Origin of the sequence: Microbacterium abyssi (assembly GCF_015277895.1) — a bacterium.
Classification (GTDB): Bacteria; Actinomycetota; Actinomycetes; order Actinomycetales; family Microbacteriaceae; genus Microbacterium; species Microbacterium abyssi.
This window is the reverse complement of the sequence record NZ_CP063815.1, coordinates 1,038,184-1,054,462: the sequence shown is the minus strand read 5'-3', so window position 1 is coordinate 1,054,462 and position 16,279 is coordinate 1,038,184. Positions and strand designations below refer to the sequence as shown.

Below are 16,279 nucleotides of genomic sequence, written 5' to 3'. Positions count from 1 at the left end.
AGGCTCGAACGTCCCCGTAGGATTGAGACGTGACCAAGCCTCGCCTTTACTCAGGAATGCAGCCATCCGCCGACTCGCTTCAGATCGGCAACTACATCGGCGCACTCCTGCAGTGGCGTGATCTGCAGGGCTCGTACGACGCGTACTTCTCGGTCGTGGACCTGCACGCGCTGACGCAGCCGAACGATCCCGCCGAGCTGCGCGAGAAGACCCGCCGCACCGCAGCGCAGTACATCGCCGCCGGCATCGAGCCGTCCAAGTCCACGCTGTACGTGCAGTCGCACGTACGCGCGCACGCCGAGCTCGCCTGGATCCTCTCGACCATCACCGGCTTCGGCGAGGCCGGGCGCATGACCCAGTTCAAGGACAAGTCGTCCCGGTATGGTCAGGACGCCACCAGCGTCGGGCTGTTCACCTACCCGGTGCTGATGGCCGCCGACATCCTGCTGTATCAGACCGACGTCGTTCCGGTCGGCGACGATCAGAAGCAGCACGTCGAGCTCACCCGCGACCTCGCCGAGCGATTCAACTCACGTTTCGGAGAGACCTTCGTCGTGCCGATGCCGGTCATCCAGAAGGAGACCGCGCGCATCTACGATCTGCAGAACCCGACGGCGAAGATGTCGAAGTCGGCCGAGAGCGACGCGGGTGTGCTGTGGATGCTGGATGAGCCGTCGAAGTCGGCGAAGAAGATCATGCGGGCCGTGACGGACAACGAGGGGTCGGTGCGCTTCGACCGGGAGAACAAACCCGGTGTCTCGAACCTCCTCACGATCTACGCCGCCCTCACAGGCCGCCAGGTCGCCGCCATCGAGGATGAGTACGCCGGCCGCGGCTACGGCGACTTCAAGAAGGGCCTCGCAGAGGTCGTCGTCTCCGAGTTCGAGCCGGTGCGCGGCCGCGCCCTGGAGCTGCTCGATGACCCGGCCGAGCTCGACCGCATCCTCGCGGCGAACGCCGAGCGGGCCGACGCGGTCGCCGACGCGACGCTCGCTGCCGTCTACGCCAAGGTGGGGCTGCTCCGCCGCGTCTGAGAGCATCCATCACGCGCCATAGGATGGTTGCGTGACAGATCCGCAGCTTCCGCCGCCCTCGCCGTACGGATCGGCGCCGGTTCCGCCCGCACCCTCCTACCAGACACCGCCGGGCTCGTACACGGCACCGGTGGGCGGCTACAGCACGCCGCAGGGCGCCTATCAGGCACCGGTTGACGTCCCCGCACCGAGGCCCGCGACGCTCGGGGTGCTCTCGTTCGTCCTCTCACTCGTCGCCGTCGCGGTCGCACCGATCATCGCGGGTATCGCCGGCTACGAGATCGGGTTCCGGCTGCCCTCTGTCGCCACCGACGTCGATGCGGCGACGTCAGACCTGTCATTCCTCTCCCCCGTCCGCGACCAGGTGCTGCTGGGTGAGATCGGCTTCTGGGTGGGGACCCTCACGGGCATCGTCGCGATCGTGCTCGGCATCGTCGCCATCGCGAAGCGCCGAGGACGGGTGTGGGGGATCATCGGCCTCATCCTGGCCGCGCTCGGCCCGGTGATCTTCTTCGTCGTGCTCGGAATCGCGCTCGGGGTCGGCGCCGGCACAGGCGCCGTGTCGTTGTACGGCGCCTGATTCGACTCGGGTCCCTCGCTCGGCGTCGTTCAGCGCGGCGCGTGATGCTTCTGCTGAGCGGCGAGCAGCCCCTCGGCGACGAGAAGCTCGACGGCATCCGCGGCGTCCGACACCAGGATCGGCAGGGACTCCCGCTCGGCCTTGCCGAACGGTGAGAGCACCCAATCTGCGGGATCCTGCCGCCCAGGAGGGCGCCCGATGCCGACGCGCACACGCGGGAAGTCGGCGGTGCCGATCGCACGGGCCACGTCGCGCACACCGTTGTGGCCGCCGTGACCGCCGCCGGTCTTGAGCTTGAGCACGTCGAACGGGATGTCCAGCTCGTCGTGGATGATCACGGTGCGCTCCGGTGGCACGGAATAGAAGCGCGCCAGGGCCGCCACCGGGGTGCCGGAGACGTTCATGTACGAGTTGGGCTTGGCGAGGACCATCTTGTCCGCACCGGGCCGCAACCAGGTCTCCACGACGCGCGCGCCGCCCTTGTGGTCACGAAAGCTCTCATTACGACGCCCGGCGAGCTCGTCGACGACCATCTGGCCGACATTGTGACGGGTCGTCTCGTACCGTGGACCGGGATTGCCCAGCCCCACGATCAGCCAGGTGTCGGCCATGCGTCTCTCATCTCTCGACGTCCGTTACGACAGGTCAGGATACGACAGAGGGGACGCGATGTGCTCGCGTCCCCTCTGCAGAAAGCAGGTGATTACTCTGCAGCGGCCTCTTCGGCGGGAGCCTCTGCGGCAGCCTCGCCCTCAGCAGCCTCAGCGCCCTCCTCGGGCTCGGCAGCGGCCTCTTCGGTCGGCACGTAGATCGCGACGACGAGCGTCTCGGGGTCGGCGAGAAGCGTTGCACCCTTGGGCAGCTTCACGTCGGCGGCCGTGATGTGCTGGCCCTCTTCCAGACCCTCGACGGAGACCTCGACGTGCTCCGGGATGTGCGTGGCCTCGACCTCGACGGTGATCGACGTCGCGTCGAGGTTGGCGACGGTGCCGGCGAACGGCTCGCCCGTGACGATGACGGGAACGTCGACCTGGATCTTCTCACCCTTCTTCACGACGAGGAGGTCGATGTGCTCGATGATCTGGCGCACCGGGTCCTTCTGGACGTCCTTGACCAGAGCGAGCTGGTCCTTGCCGTCGATGTCGAGCTCGAGCAGCGCGTTGGCACGGCGGATGATGAGCGAGACCTGGTGGCCGGGCAGCGCGACATGCACGGGCTCGGTGCCGTGGCCGTAGATGACGGCGGGGATCTTGCCGGCGGCGCGCAGACGGCGGGCGAAGCCCTTGCCGAACTGGTCGCGGACCTCGGCGTGGACCTTGGTGTCCTCAGACATTGATTCTCCTTCGGGGCACGCGGCGAACTGCTCGCCGCGTGGTGGTCTTGTGATCGGCTTCCCGACGCAGACGTGCGAAAAAGCCACGAGGCTGTATTCGCCGCGTCGATCACGGATGCCGCGCACGCGAAGCATCCCTCGCCGAGGAACTCCTCTATCGTACCCGATGACCAGATAGGCTGAAACACAGTCCTCGTCCCCCGCAGAAATCGGAGTCCGGCATGATCGACGGTGCTTTCCTCTCGCACGCCATCCTCTGGCTGATCGGCGCCATGGCCGTGTGCGCCACCATCTTCACCGTCGGCGCTCTCTTCGCCATGGGACGCACGGGGTATCGCAAGGACTGACCGCCAGCGGCAATTTCCGGCATCCGGTTGCCTCGGTGCATGCCGGCGCCGCTCACAGCGATACCCTGAAGACCTTCCCCCACTTCACGATCGAGGAGCTGTCTGTGCCCGAAGCATCAGCGAACATCGGAGTCGTCGGACTCGCTGTCATGGGTTCGAATCTCGCCCGCAACCTCGCCAGCCGCGAGGGCAACACGGTGGCGATCTTCAACCGGAGCTACGAGAAGACCCAGACGCTGCTCGATGAGCACCCCGAAGCGGAGTTCCTCCCTGCGTCGACCTATGAGGAGTTCGCCGCGTCGCTGCAGAAGCCGCGCACCGCGATCATCATGGTCAAGGCCGGTCGTCCCACCGACGCGGTGATCGACGCGCTTGTGGAGGTGTTCGAGCCGGGCGACATCATCGTCGACGGGGGCAACGCGTACTTCCCCGACACGATCCGTCGCGAGAAGGCCGTTCGCGAGACGGGCATCAACTTCGTCGGCGCCGGCATCTCCGGCGGCGAGGAGGGCGCGCTGCTCGGCCCTTCGATCATGCCCGGCGGTTCGGACGAGTCGTGGGTCACGCTCGGTCCGATCCTGCGCTCGATCGCCGCGGTCGCCGAGGGCGAGCCGTGCGTCACGCACGTCGGCCACGACGGCGCCGGACACTTCGTCAAGATGGTGCACAACGGCATCGAGTACGCCGACATGCAGCTGATCGCCGAGGCCTACGACCTCATCCGCCGAGGCACCGGAAAGTCCCCGGCCGAGATCGCCGAGATCTTCGCCGAGTGGAACAAGGGCGAGCTCGAGTCGTACCTGATCGAGATCACCGCCGAGGTGCTCCGTCAGGTGGATGCCGAGACCGGCAAGCCGCTCGTCGACGTGATCCTCGACCAGGCCGGAGCCAAGGGCACCGGCGCGTGGACCGTGCAGACGGCGCTGTCTCTGGGCGTGCCGGTCTCCGGCATCGCCGAGGCCACCTTCGCCCGCTCGCTGTCCTCGCACCCCGAGCAGCGCGCCGTCGCCGTGAACCTGCCCGGCCCCGACGACGTTTTCACGGTCACCGATGTCGACGCATTCATCGAGGACGTCCGCCTGGCCCTGTACGCCTCGAAGATCGTCGCCTACTCCCAGGGCTTCGACGAGATCCGCGCCGGTGCTGCCGAATACGAATGGAACATCGATCTCGGCGCGATCTCGAAGATCTGGCGCGGCGGCTGCATCATTCGCGCCCAGTTCCTCAACCGCATCGCCGACGCGTACGACGAGACCCCGGAGCTTCCGGTGCTGATGACCGCACCGTACTTCGCCGAGGCGATCACCCGTGCCCAGGCGTCCTGGCGCCGCGTCGTCATCGCCGCCGCGACCGCCGGCATCCCCGCCCCCGCCTTCTCGTCATCGCTCTCCTACTACGACGGCATCCGCGCCGACCGCCTCCCCGCAGCCCTCGTGCAGGGACAGCGCGACTTCTTCGGAGCGCACACCTACAAGCGCATCGACAAGGACGGCACCTTCCACACCCAGTGGTCAGGCGACCGCACCGAGATCGCAGCCGTCGACACGCACTGATCGCGCTGATCGCCGTGAGGGCCGGGAACCGTGGAGGTTCCCGGCCCTCACGCGTCAGACGGGGATGTTGTGGTTGCGGCGGAACACGTTCTGCGGATCCCACTGCGCCTTGACCGCGCGAAGGCGCTCGTGCGCCTCGGGGGTGAACATACCGGGCACGGCATCCGGGCGCTCGGTGTCCGCGAAGTTGCCGTACTCGGCGAGCCGTCCTGCCTCTATGCGCTCCCAGTCCGCGCGGATCGCCGCACGGGCATCGTCGTCGACCACGCCGGGGATGTCGAACGCTCCGGCCATGACGAACCACGTCGCGGTGCGCGCGGGGAACGCCGTACTCGCCTGCGGCACCTCGCCGAACGCGCCGCCGAGCGAGCGGAGGAACACGACCGACGCCGGGTATGCGGCGCGGAACGCCACGAGCCGGTCGATGAGTTCGTCGTCAAGTCGAGTGAACAGCCCGTTGCCCCCGATGAAGCACGGCGGCAGCTCGGCGCCCTCCACGGGTTCGGGCATCTCGAGGAGGATGTCGCGGTAGGCGGGCGTCGTGTACTCGGCGTCGACGCCGTCGAGGTCGGCCACGGGCGCCATCACCTGCCGGAACCGCTCGACGTCGTCACCCGCCCACACGGCGCTGATCCGCGCACCCGCCGGGGCGCTGGGATCCATCGGCGGCACATCCATGTACGTCATGGTCAACTCGCGCGGCGCGTCACGCATCACGTCGCGCGCGGCGCGGATCACCCGGCCGGCGTCGCCCGTGATCACATACTCGCCGTACGCGATGCCGGTGACCGGGTGCGCCAGGAAGTCGAATCGCGTCACGATGCCGAAGTTCCCGCCCCCGCCGCGCAGCGCCCAGAACAGGTCGGGGTTCTCGTCAGCCGAGGTCTCGACGATGCCGCCGGAGGCTGTGACGACCTGCGCGCCGACCAGCTGGTCGGCGGCGAGACCCCACGCGCGCACCATCAGTCCGATGCCGCCGCCGAGAGTCAGCCCGCCGACGCCGACGGATGCCGTGTCACCGGAGCTGATCGCGAGCCCGTCGGCGCCGAGCTTCGCAGCGACATCACCCCACACCGCGCCGCCGCCGATGTGCACGACGGCGTCTTCGCCGTCGAGGGCCAGGCCTTCGATCTCGACGTCGGAGAGGTCGGCGAGTTCGATCCGCATGCCGGGCGCTGGGGCGTGCGACCAGGGACCGTGCCCTCCTGCGACGATGGTGATCGGGAGGGAATCATGCTGTGCGCGGCGCACGAGGTCGGCGACCTCCGCAGCATTCGATGGACGGGCCGTGACGATGTCATCTGTCATGCGCAGAACGTTAGAGGACGCATCCGACATCGGGAACCCCTCGCGGACGGCGACGTCAGAGACCGGGGACGACGACCGTCTTCAGCCCCTCGCCGCGGATCGCGGCATCCAACGCATCGAAGAAGCCGTCCAGCGGCACCTGCTTCGTGATGAGCGGCGTCAGGACGACGTCCCCGGACTCGATGAGACGCATCGCGGCGCGCCATGACGTCGGCGTCGACGCGAACCCGCTGGTCACAGCCAGCTCTTTGTAGAGCACGAGGTCGAGGGGCACGGTGACGTCCCGGCCGAAGATGCCGACCTGGACGTAGCGCCCTCCGCGCCTGGCCGCCCGCAGGGCCGACGCGGCGCCCGGCGCCGAGCCCGAGCACTCGATCACGACGTCGTATGCGTCCTCCTCCGGCGGCGTCGTGAGAGTGCGGATGCCGAGCTCCGCCGCGACCTCGAGCCGCGATGCGTCCGCAGCGAGCCCTGCGAGGGTGACGAGTCCGCCTGAGGCCTTGGCGACCTGGGCCGCCAGCTGACCCATGGCGCCCGGACCGGTGACGAGCACACGGTCTCCCGGCTGCACGATCGGCGGGTCGAGCAGACAGTGCGTGACGCATGCCAGGGGTTCGCTGAGCACGCCGTCCAGCGCGCCCGGTGTCGCCGGCATCCGGTGCAGGTTGCTCACCGGGACCAGCATCCGCGTCGCGAATCCACCGTTGCGGAACGATCCGATCGATCGCCGCTCGGCGCACAGATTGCGGCGGCCGGCGCGGCACTGATCGCAGGTCTCGCACGCGGAGAAGTAGGTCTCGACGGCGACCGTCGCGTCGAGCCAGGCCGCGTCGCCCGCGGAGCCGACCGATGACAACGTGCCGAGCACCTCGTGTCCCATCACGACAGGGCGCTCGTGCGCGTACTCGTCGCGCGCGATGTGCACGTCGGTGCCGCAGATGCCTGTGGCGAGCACATCGATGACGGCCTGCCCCGCGTCCGGCACGGGGACCGTCACGGTGCCGATCTCGATGCCCGAGGCGCCGTCGCCCGTCTTGATGACGGCCGGCATCGTGCGGGAGCCACTGCTCATGCGATCTCCTCGACGGCACGCCGGAAGGCCGCGGCCCGCTCAGCCAACGCCCTCAGGTCTCCGCCGGGGTGCGCGGCGTCGCCGACCAGCGGCCCGCCGACGCCGACGCCGAAGGCTCCTGCGGCGAGGAACGCCGGGATCGTCTCGACGCCGACGCCGCCGACGGGGATGATGCGGGCATCGGGGAAGGGGTCGCGCACGGCGCGGATGAATCCCGGCCCGAGCGCGGATGCCGGGAACAGCTTGACCGCCGCCGCCCCGAGGTCGAGCCCGCGCTGGATCTCGGTGGGCGTATAGACGCCGGGGAGCACTCCGATCCCCTGCCCGATCGCGTACTCGACGGATGCCGTGAGCGTGGGTGTCACGATGAACTGCGCTCCCGCGTCGACGGCGCGGTCGACATCGACCTCGGTGAGAACGGTGCCCGCCCCGATCAGAGCTGCTGCTGGAGCATCCGTCGTGATCTGCGCGATCGCCTCCTCGGCATCCGAGAGTGTGAGCGTGATCTCCAGGGTCGTCACGCCGGCGTCGATGAGGGTGCGCGCGGCGGTCACCGTCGCGTCGACGTCGGTCCCGCGGAGGATCGCCACCAGGCGATCGGCGCCGACCCGTTCCTGCAGCGTCCTGTTGTCCACCGTGCTCATCTGCTCACCCTCCGATGCTCGAACCGTTCACCACTCGGCCATGGATCCGTCTGCGTGCCGCCAGACCGGATTCTGCCAGGTCTCCCAGCGTGCCGATGCCTCGCGCACCGCCGTCTCGTCGATCTCGATCCCGAGTCCCGGACCGGTCAGCAGCGGGAAGCAGCCGTCCTCGAATGCCAGCGGGGCCTTGTCGACGACGTAGTCGAGCACTTCGGCGCCGGTGTTGTAGTGGATGCCGATCGACTGCTCCTGGATGAGGTGGTTCGGCGTCGCGAACGCGACCTGCAGGCACGAGGCGAGCGCGAGCGGGCCCAGCGGGCAGTGCGGCGCGAGCAGCGCGTCGAAGGTCTCGGCGAGGGAGGCGATCCGCCGAACCTCCGAGATGCCCCCGGCGTGCGAGAGATCGGGCTGGACGATCGCGACCCCCGCTTGGAGCGCAGGCAGGAACTCCTGCCTGCTGTACAGCCGCTCCCCCGCCGCGATCGGGATGGATGTGGCATCCGCCACCCTGCCGATCATGTGCGTGTTCTCGGGAACCACCGGCTCCTCGATGAAGAACGGATGCAGCGGCTCCAGCATCGGCGCGAGCCGGCGGGCGGTCGCCACCGTGAACCGCCCGTGCAGGTCGACCGCGACGTCGCGGTCGGGGCCGAGCACCTCGCGGGCGCTGGCGACCCGCGACACGACGCGGTCGAGTTCGGCGACCGAGCCGTTGAGGTTCATCCGCCCCGAGGCGTTCATCTTCACGGCTGTCAGGCCGGTCTCGAGCTGCGCAGAGATGTGGTCGGCGACCTCGGCTGGGTCGTCGCCGCCCACCCAGCCGTAGGCGCGGATGCGGTCGCGCACGGGCCCCCCGAGCAGGTCGTGCACCGGCACTCCGAGACGCTTGCCCTTGAGATCCCACAGCGCCTGGTCGATCCCCGACACGGCACTCGCGAGCACCGCCCCGCCCCGGTAGAACTGGCTCTTGGTGAGCACCTGCCAGTGGTCCTCGATCGGCCCCGGGTCGCGTCCGATCAGGTATGCGGCGAACTGGTCGACGGCGGCGCGGACGACATCGGCATAGCCCTCGAGCGACGCCTCCCCCCAGCCGACGAGTCCGTCGCCGGTCTCGATCCGGACGAACAGCCAGCGCGGCGCGACCGGGAAGGACTCGACTCGGGTGATCGCTGCGGTCATCGCTCAGCCCTTCGTCGCGCCGGCCGTCAAGCCCGACACGATGTAGCGCTGAGTGAACAGCGCGATCAGCATGATCGGCGTCGTCACCACGACGGATGCCGCCATCAGGGCGCCCCAGTCGATCGAGGCGTAGCCGATGAAGTCGAAGATCGCGACCGGAAGGGTCTTGGTGGCGGCGCTGGAGAGCACCAGCGCGAACATGAAGTTGTTCCACGAGAAGATGAACGACAGGATCGTGGCCGTCGCGATGCCGGGCACCGACAGCGGCAGCGTGATGCGGAAGAACGCCCCGATCGCGGTCAGGCCGTCGACCTGCGCGGACTCCTCCAGCTCCTCGGGCATCTGGTCGAAGAACGACATCATGATGTAGAGGATCAGCGGCAGCGAGACGAACATGTGCGAGAGCACCAGCGGCAGGTATCCGCCGGTCATCTTCAGCTGGGCGAAGATGAAGTACCACGGCACCAGCAGGCTCACCCCGGGGATGATGCGGGCCAGCAGCACCACCATCGCGGATTTGTTCATGATGAACCGGCTCATCGCGTACGCGGCCGGGACCGCGAGCACGAGCGACAGGGCGGTCGCCATGAATGCGACGAAGAACGAGTTCCAGATGTAGACGAGATAGTTCCCGCGGCGCGGGTCGAAGACCGTGCCGTAGTTGGTCAGCGTCGGATCGAAGATGAACGCTTTACTGGCGTCGTGGATCTGGACGTTGTACTTGAAGCTGGCCAGCACCATCCAGACGATCGGGCCGAGGAAGGCCAGCACGATCACCGCGAGACCGGCGAAGCGGCCGACCGTTCCCCAGCGGAGCTTCCGCCTGCGGCGGACGGGTGCGGATTTCGGCGCGACGGTCGCGCGGGTGTCGAGGGCGGTCATGCGTCCTTGCCCTTTCTCTGCATCTGCAGGACCCAGATCACGGCGAGGATGATCAGGAAGAAGAGGATCAGCACGGCCGAGGCGAGGCCGTACTCGTTGTAGTCGAAGCTGAGCCCGTAGGCGTAGACGTTCAGCGTCTCGACGTCGTGGAACGCGCCGCCGCCCTTGCCCTTGGTGGCGTACAGGATGTCGAACGTCTTCAGCGCGTCGATGCCGCGCAGGAGCACGGCGGCGATGATCACGGGGCGCATCAGCGGCACCGTGATGTACCAGAAACGCTGCCATCCGTTCGCGCCGTCGACCCGCGCGGCCTCCTGCGGTTCCTCGGAGAGACTCGTGAGACCGGCCAGCAGGATCAGGGCCACCATGGGCGTCCACTGCCAGATGTCGACGAAGGTCAGCGTCGCCAGCGATGTGGATGGGTCGGCCAGCCAGGGCTGAGGCGGGATGCCGACCCAGGAGAGCATCTCGTTGACGAAGCCGATGTTCGGCTCGAACAGCAGGCGCCACATCATTCCGACGGCGACCGGCGTCGCCACGAGCGGCAGCAGCACGATCGTGCGGACGACGCCCTGGCCGCGGAACGGCTTCCACAGCAGCAGGGCGATCACCATGCCGAGGATGAGCTCGAAGGTGAGCGCCCCGGCGGTAAACGCGAAGGTGCGCCACACCGACGGCCAGAACCGCTCGGTGTCGGTGAGCACCTCGACGTAGTTCTCGATGCCGTTGAAGCCGAAGTCCCGCCGCACGGAGCGCCTGGCGTCGGTGAAGCTCAGGAACAGCGTCCACGCGAGAGGGACGACCAGCAGCAGCGCGGTGAAGGCGATGGACGGCCCGGCGAAAAGCCACTTGCGGTGCTGGTTGGCCCAGCGGCTGAAGCGCTCTCTCGTGCCGAGCTCGCCGGAGGTCTTGAGTGCAGTCATGTGCTCTTCCCTCGAGAGGGGTCGCCGCCGCCCCTGATACGGAGCGGCGGCGACCCGAAGGCGATTACTCGGAGTCCTCGAGGAGGAACTCGTCGAAGGCCGCGTTCGCCTCGTCGACAGCGGCATCCACGTCTCCGCCGGCGATCGCGACCACGATCGGGTCGCCGACGATCTCGCGCGCCTTCGCGACGTCGATCACGAGCGGGCGGTCCTTGCCGACGCCGTTCTCGCCGTTGACCTTGATGGCCTCGACGAGCTCGGTCGGGAAGTCGGCGATGGCCGCGTCGTCCTCCCATGAGGAGGTGCGTGCACCTGTGACGCCGAGCTTGGTCATCTCGATGGTCTGCGCCTTGGAGGTCGCCCACTTGATGAATGCCCACGCGGCCGACTGATTCTCGCTGGTCTCGTTGATCGCCAGCGCCCAGGCCGCCACGTTGTACGGCTTCGCGCCGTCAGCGCCCGCCGGGAAGGCCGCGAAGCCCACCTGATCGGAGACCGTGGACTGCTCGGGGTCGATCATGTTCTTGTACAGGCTGTCGGCATCCGCGATGAAGGCTGCCTTGCCCTGCTGGAAGACGGCGAAGGCCTCTGCCCAGCTCATCTCTGGGTTGATGGTCGCATCCGTGTGGTTGCGGATCAGGTCGCCGTAGTACGCGTAGGCCTCGCGCGCCTCGTCGCTGCCGATCACGGAGGTGCCGTCCTCGCCGATGAAGTCCCCGCCCGAGCTGAACAGGAAGGCGCTGAACTGCGTGACCGCGGCGGACTTGCCGGTGCGGCCGATGTAGCCGGCGACATCGGGGTTCTGCTCGTGGATGGCGGCGGCTGCGGACTCCAGCTCCTCGAGGGTCGTGGGGACCTCGAGGCCGGCCTGCTCGAGCAGGTCCTTGCGGTAGTAGAGCACCGTGCGCTCGGTGATGATCGGTACTCCGACCACTTCGTCCTCGTAGGTGGTCAGGGCGGCGGGGCCTTCCTGGAAATCACCCCAGTCAAACTCCTCGTCGCTCTCGACCAGTTCGGTGAGGTCGGAGAGGTAGCCGTTGCTGGCGAACAGCTTGTTCTCCTGCAGCGGGCGGTACATGAGGACGTCGATCTCATCGGTTCCCGCATTGAGCTTGACGTTGTACTGGTCGGAGAGCTGGTCCTCGGCGAGCTGCGAGATCTCGACCTTGGCTCCGGTCTCCTCCTCGAACTCCGGGATCATCTCCTTGATCGTCTCGGTCCAGACGTGGTTGGCGAGGGTGACGCGGATCGTCGTCCCCTCGATTCCCGCGTCCGGATCGATGTCCGAGCCTGCGCTGCAGCTGACCAGCGCACCGGCGACTACAGCTGTGGTTGCCGCCGCGAGGAAGCGGGCGGTCTTGGATCCGTACTTCACTGTGACTCCATCCTGAGCGTCGCGTCATCGCGAGGTCTCCTGGCGCAGATGCGGCGTTACATCTGCTCAGTGGCCAAGATAGCTATGACAAGTCATACTTTTCAACCCGTGATACCGAAAAGATAAGATCAAGCCATGGCGACTCCTTCGAGCATCGATGTCGATCCCGCCCGCACCCCCGCGCGCGATCTGCGCAATCTCGTGCTCGACACCCTCGGGCGCGAGATCTGCGCCGGCATGATCGCGGTGGGAGCGACCTTCACGACCGAGTCGATCGAGAGCCGCTTCCGTGTGTCGCGCCCGGTCGTCCGCGAGGCGCTGCGAGCGCTCGAGGCGCTCGGTCTCGTCGAGGCGAAGCGACGCGTCGGAGTCCGCGTGATGCCGGCCACCCGCTGGAATGCCTACGACCTGCAGGTGATCCGCTGGCGGCTGGCAGGCCCCAGCCGTGTGGCGCAGCTGCGGTCGCTGACCGAGTTGCGCGGTGCCATCGAGCCCGCGGCCGCGCGGCTGGCCGCGATCCGCGTGCCGTTGAACGAGGCCGGCGAGCTGGTCGGGCTCGCCGGGCGCCTGTGGGCTGCGGGCAAGCAGGGCGACGCCGCGGAGTTCCTGCGCCTGGATCTGCAGTTCCACCAGATGATCCTGCGCCTCAGCGGCAACGAGATGTTCGAGCAGCTCCACCACCTCGTGGAAGAGGTGCTGCGCAGCCGTGCGCAGTACGACCTGATGCCGAAGTATCCGGCCACCGAGGCACTGCAGTGGCACGTCGACATCGCGACCGCGATCCAGACCGGCAACGCCGATAAGGCATCCCTGTCGATGGTCGCGATCACGGAGCGGGCACTCAGCGAGATGAGCACGATCTGGGACAGGGAAGGTGATGCCCCGATCGGCGCAGAGCGCTGACCGGGGCATCCGGAATGCGTGGCGTCTGGCCTCACACAGTGATGTCGGTCACCACCCCCTTCGCGAGACGAAGCCGCCGAGACGCGCGCCGGGCGACCGCGGAGTCGTGCGTCACGACGACCAGCGTCAGGCCCTCGGCGCACAGCCTCTCGAGAACGGCGAGGATCTCGTCGCGCATGCTCTCGTCGAGGTTCCCGGTCGGCTCGTCGGCCAGCAGCACCTTGGGACGCTTCACGATCGCACGGGCGATGGCCACGCGCTGCTGCTGACCGCCGGACAGCTCTCCCGGCCGATGGTCGCCGCGGTCGGCGAGGCCCACGTGCTCGAGTGCCTCCGCGACGCGCCGGCGGCGCTCGTCGCGGTGGAGTCCGGTCATCTCCAGCGCCATGTCGACGTTCTCGGATGCCGTCAGCGTCGGGATCAGGTTGAATCCCTGGAACACGAACCCGATCTCCTCCGATCGCAGCCTGTTGAGTTCGGCGCCGGATGCCGTGGCGAGCTCGACGTCGCCGAGCAGAAGGGAACCGCTGCTCGGCCTGTCGAGGGCGCCGAGCAGCTGCAGCAGGGTGGACTTGCCGCCGCCGGTGGGGCCCTGGATCGTCACGAACTCGCCGGCGGCGACCTCGAGGTCGACGCCCGTGAGCGCTCTGACGACGCGGCCCTTCTGCGCGTACGTGCGGGTGACGTCCTGCAGCCGGTACACGATGCCCGCCGGAGTCGACTCCGCGACACCGGAATCGGTCGCCTGCGTGATGGTCATGTTCTCTTCTCCTGTTCTCGAGGCGCTCATGCCACGGACCGCAGTGCTTCTGCCGGGCTCAGCCGGCCCGCCCGCCAGCCGCCGAATGCGCCGGCGAGCAGGCCGCCGAGCACCGCGATGCCGATGGCCGCGACGATGACGATCGGGGTGAAGGGTGCGCTGAGCACGATGTCGGCGGTCTCAGCCACCTGGAACATCCCTCCGCCGCCTCCGGTGGGCCCGCCGCCTTCCCCGGGCGCCCCCATTCCGACTTCGGTCCCGGTGGATGCCGCGATCGTGGGCTGGATGATGTTGATGAGGACGATCCCGATGATCCCGAGGATCAGCCCGCCCGCCCCGCCGATCAGGCCCTGCACCATCGACTCGCCCGCGACCTGGCGCACGACGCGGCCGTTGGACCAGCCGATCGCCTTCAGGGTGCCGAACTCTCGGGTGCGACGGGAGACGCCCGAGATCGTGAAGAGGATCGCCATCAGCAGCGCGACGCCGAGCACGATGATCGACAGCCAGGTGCCGAGGTTCGTGATCATCGCCGTGGCGCTGGTGAGCGAGCCGGACACCGTCGAGGCGAGGTCGGATTGCGAGCTGATCGTCGCGTCGGGGAGCTGCTCCTCGAGCGCGGTCTGAACGGCGTCGATGTCGGAGGCGGATTCCGCCTGGACGTACACCGTGGAGACCACGTCCTTCAGGCCTGCGAGGCTCTGCGCGGTGTCCAGCGGGAGATAGACGTCGGCTGCGGTGTCGGCGGTGTCGGACGTCGACGAGATGACGCCCACGACCTCGACCTCGGAGCCGGCCACGTCGATGACATCGCCGACGGCGATCTCGTTCGTGCCGGCGTAGGTGCTGTCGACGAGGGCGACGAGCGCCTCGGAATCGTCGTGGTCGAAGCCGCGACCGTCCGTCACCTCCACCGAGGCGAGCGGGCCGGTGGCCGAACCGGCCGGATCGATGCCGAGCACCGAGAAGGAGTCGACACCGAAGGAGCTTCCTCCGCCGCCCTGCGGTGGCTGCTGCCCCTCTGCGGGGGCCTCGCCCTCTGCGCTCTGGCTGCCCTGGTCGCCGAACCCGCCGGTGGGCATCTCCCCCGAGAACGTCGAGTTGGTGAGGCTGAGAGCGGCGGATGCCGCGCCCACCCCTTCGGTGGCGACGACGTCGCTCAGGACCACGGCATCCAGCGTTCCGCGAATCATGTCGGCGGACAGCCGGGACTGGCTGATCGTCGTCGTGTCGCCGGAGGTCTCGCCGGCATCCTCGTCGAAGTCGAACCGCGCTCCGCCTCCCTCGCCGGGCTCGGCGGCAGCCCCGGTCACCGTGAGATCGGTGCCGACGCCGTAAACGGATTCGAGCGCCTGCGCCTGCGCATCGCGCACGCCGGCGGTGAGTGCGTTGACGACGATCACCAGGGCGATCGCCACGGCGAGGCCGACCGCCACGATCACGGTCTGCTTCTTGCGTCCGGCGAGTTCTCGCCGGAGATATCTTGCGTACATCTCTCTCCTTCGGTCGGGACCACCCGCGACTCGATTCGACGTTATGGAGAGCAGATATGGGCATGAGATGACGCAGTGATGAGATCACTATCAGAGGGACTCACAGAACACGCATAGCGTTCTCCATAGAAATCACATAGGTGATTCCACAGAATGGACGCATGACCTCCGATCAGCCCGAACTGCGCCGCCCCGATGGATCCCCTCTCCGCATCCTCGCCGTCGACGATGAGCAGATGCTCACCGACCTGCTCGCGATGGCGCTGCGGATGGAGGGGTGGGAGGTGCGCACAGCATCCTCCGGTCTCGAAGCGCTGCAGGTGGCGCGCGATTTCGAACCGGACGCCCTCGTGCTCGACATCATGATGCCCGACCTCGACGGGATGAGCGTGCTGCGGCGCCTGCGCGAGTCCGGCAATCTCGTCCCCGTGCTGTTCCTCACTGCGAAGGATGCCGTCGGCGATCGCATCGCGGGCCTCACCGCCGGTGGCGACGATTACGTCACCAAGCCGTTCAGCCTGGAGGAGGTCATCGCTCGTCTGCGCGCGATCATCCGCCGCACGGGTGTCGCGACGGCCGACGACGGCCAGTCGATCCTCCGCGTAGGCGATCTCACGCTCAACGAGGACAGCCACGAGGTCGAGCGTGACGGCACCGAGATCGAGCTGACCGCGACGGAGTTCGAGCTGCTGCGCTACCTGATGCGCAACGAGCGCCGTGTGCTGTCGAAGGCTCAGATCCTCGATCGGGTGTGGAGCTACGACTTCGGCGGAAAGTCGTCGGTCGTCGAGCTGTACATCTCGTACCTGCGCAAGAAGATCGACGCGGGGCGCACTCCCCTGCTGCACACGGTTCGCGGCGTGGGCTACATGATCAAGGCGCCGCAGTGATCG

General features: G+C 68.0%; 17 protein-coding genes. 6 read left to right on the top strand and 11 right to left on the bottom strand.

What is annotated here, in order from left to right; all coding sequences use genetic code 11:
- Positions 1–29 precede the first annotated feature (29 nt).
- Together trpS and IM776_RS05215 are read left to right on the top strand one after the other, a co-directional pair.
- Positions 30–1,034, top strand: coding sequence for a tryptophan--tRNA ligase (gene trpS / locus IM776_RS05220; protein WP_194421948.1), 1,005 nt, complete (start codon positions 30–32; stop codon positions 1,032–1,034).
- A gap of 31 nt (positions 1,035–1,065) precedes the next feature.
- Positions 1,066–1,614 (top strand): DUF4064 domain-containing protein, encoded by a 549-nt coding sequence (locus IM776_RS05215; RefSeq protein WP_228479925.1) that lies wholly within the window; start codon positions 1,066–1,068, stop codon positions 1,612–1,614.
- A gap of 29 nt (positions 1,615–1,643) precedes the next feature.
- On the opposite strand, the gene pth is transcribed toward IM776_RS05215, so the two are convergent.
- Entirely contained in the window at positions 1,644–2,225 is a 582-nt protein-coding gene (gene pth / locus IM776_RS05210; RefSeq protein WP_194421947.1) for an aminoacyl-tRNA hydrolase, read from the bottom strand.
- 92 nt (positions 2,226–2,317) lie between these two features.
- The gene (locus tag IM776_RS05205) at positions 2,318–2,947 is read right to left on the bottom strand and encodes a 50S ribosomal protein L25/general stress protein Ctc (RefSeq protein ID WP_194421946.1); all 630 of its coding nucleotides are present in this window, start codon (positions 2,945–2,947) and stop codon (positions 2,318–2,320) included.
- Between the two features lie 221 nt (positions 2,948–3,168).
- Between IM776_RS05205 and IM776_RS15905 the strand changes: the two genes are divergently transcribed.
- Both IM776_RS15905 and gndA read left to right on the top strand, forming a co-directional pair.
- Complete coding sequence (locus IM776_RS15905) at positions 3,169–3,294, top strand: hypothetical protein (RefSeq protein WP_267237935.1); 126 nt, start codon at positions 3,169–3,171, stop codon at positions 3,292–3,294.
- Positions 3,295–3,398: 104 nt separating this feature from the next.
- The gene (gene gndA / locus IM776_RS05200) at positions 3,399–4,847 is read left to right on the top strand and encodes an NADP-dependent phosphogluconate dehydrogenase (protein WP_194421945.1); all 1,449 of its coding nucleotides are present in this window, start codon (positions 3,399–3,401) and stop codon (positions 4,845–4,847) included.
- 54 nt (positions 4,848–4,901) lie between these two features.
- Here gndA and IM776_RS05195 read toward each other — a convergent pair whose 3' ends face one another.
- The 7 genes from IM776_RS05195 to IM776_RS05165 all read right to left on the bottom strand — a co-directional run bounded on the left by IM776_RS05195 (position 4,902) and on the right by IM776_RS05165 (position 12,230).
- Positions 4,902–6,155, bottom strand: coding sequence for an FAD-binding oxidoreductase (locus IM776_RS05195; RefSeq protein WP_194421944.1), 1,254 nt, complete (start codon positions 6,153–6,155; stop codon positions 4,902–4,904).
- 55 nt (positions 6,156–6,210) lie between these two features.
- On the bottom strand, positions 6,211–7,227 hold the full coding sequence (locus tag IM776_RS05190; protein ID WP_228479924.1) for a zinc-dependent alcohol dehydrogenase: 1,017 nt from the start codon (positions 7,225–7,227) through the stop codon (positions 6,211–6,213).
- Positions 7,224–7,871 (bottom strand): bifunctional 4-hydroxy-2-oxoglutarate aldolase/2-dehydro-3-deoxy-phosphogluconate aldolase, encoded by a 648-nt coding sequence (locus tag IM776_RS05185; protein ID WP_194421943.1) that lies wholly within the window; start codon positions 7,869–7,871, stop codon positions 7,224–7,226. Before IM776_RS05185 ends, IM776_RS05190 begins: the two co-directional genes overlap by 4 nt.
- Positions 7,872–7,898: 27 nt before the next feature.
- A complete protein-coding gene (dgoD, locus tag IM776_RS05180) occupies positions 7,899–9,050 on the bottom strand; it encodes a galactonate dehydratase (RefSeq protein ID WP_194421942.1) in 1,152 nt (383 codons plus the stop codon).
- Between the two features lie 3 nt (positions 9,051–9,053).
- Complete coding sequence (locus tag IM776_RS05175; RefSeq protein ID WP_194421941.1) at positions 9,054–9,932, bottom strand: carbohydrate ABC transporter permease; 879 nt, start codon at positions 9,930–9,932, stop codon at positions 9,054–9,056.
- A complete protein-coding gene (locus IM776_RS05170; protein WP_194421940.1) occupies positions 9,929–10,855 on the bottom strand; it encodes a carbohydrate ABC transporter permease in 927 nt (308 codons plus the stop codon). Before IM776_RS05170 ends, IM776_RS05175 begins: the two co-directional genes overlap by 4 nt.
- A 64-nt stretch (positions 10,856–10,919) precedes the next feature.
- The gene (locus tag IM776_RS05165) at positions 10,920–12,230 is read right to left on the bottom strand and encodes an ABC transporter substrate-binding protein (RefSeq protein WP_194421939.1); all 1,311 of its coding nucleotides are present in this window, start codon (positions 12,228–12,230) and stop codon (positions 10,920–10,922) included.
- Positions 12,231–12,365: 135 nt separating this feature from the next.
- Here IM776_RS05165 and IM776_RS05160 point away from each other — a divergent pair, with 135 nt between their 5' ends.
- Positions 12,366–13,133, top strand: a complete 768-nt coding sequence (locus IM776_RS05160) for a FadR/GntR family transcriptional regulator (protein WP_194421938.1) — start codon at positions 12,366–12,368, stop codon at positions 13,131–13,133.
- 31 nt (positions 13,134–13,164) lie between these two features.
- Here the strand turns inward: IM776_RS05160 and IM776_RS05155 are convergent, their stop codons facing one another.
- Positions 13,165–13,893, bottom strand: a complete 729-nt coding sequence (locus tag IM776_RS05155) for an ABC transporter ATP-binding protein (RefSeq protein WP_194421937.1) — start codon at positions 13,891–13,893, stop codon at positions 13,165–13,167.
- A 26-nt stretch (positions 13,894–13,919) separates the two neighbouring features.
- Positions 13,920–15,386 carry an ABC transporter permease gene (locus IM776_RS05150; protein ID WP_194421936.1) on the bottom strand — a complete coding sequence of 489 codons (1,467 nt, stop codon included), beginning with the start codon at positions 15,384–15,386 and terminating at the stop codon, positions 13,920–13,922.
- 161 nt (positions 15,387–15,547) lie between these two features.
- Between IM776_RS05150 and IM776_RS05145 the strand changes: the two genes are divergently transcribed.
- A complete protein-coding gene (locus tag IM776_RS05145; RefSeq protein ID WP_194421935.1) occupies positions 15,548–16,276 on the top strand; it encodes a response regulator transcription factor in 729 nt (242 codons plus the stop codon).
- The last annotated feature ends 3 nt before the right edge of the window (positions 16,277–16,279 follow it).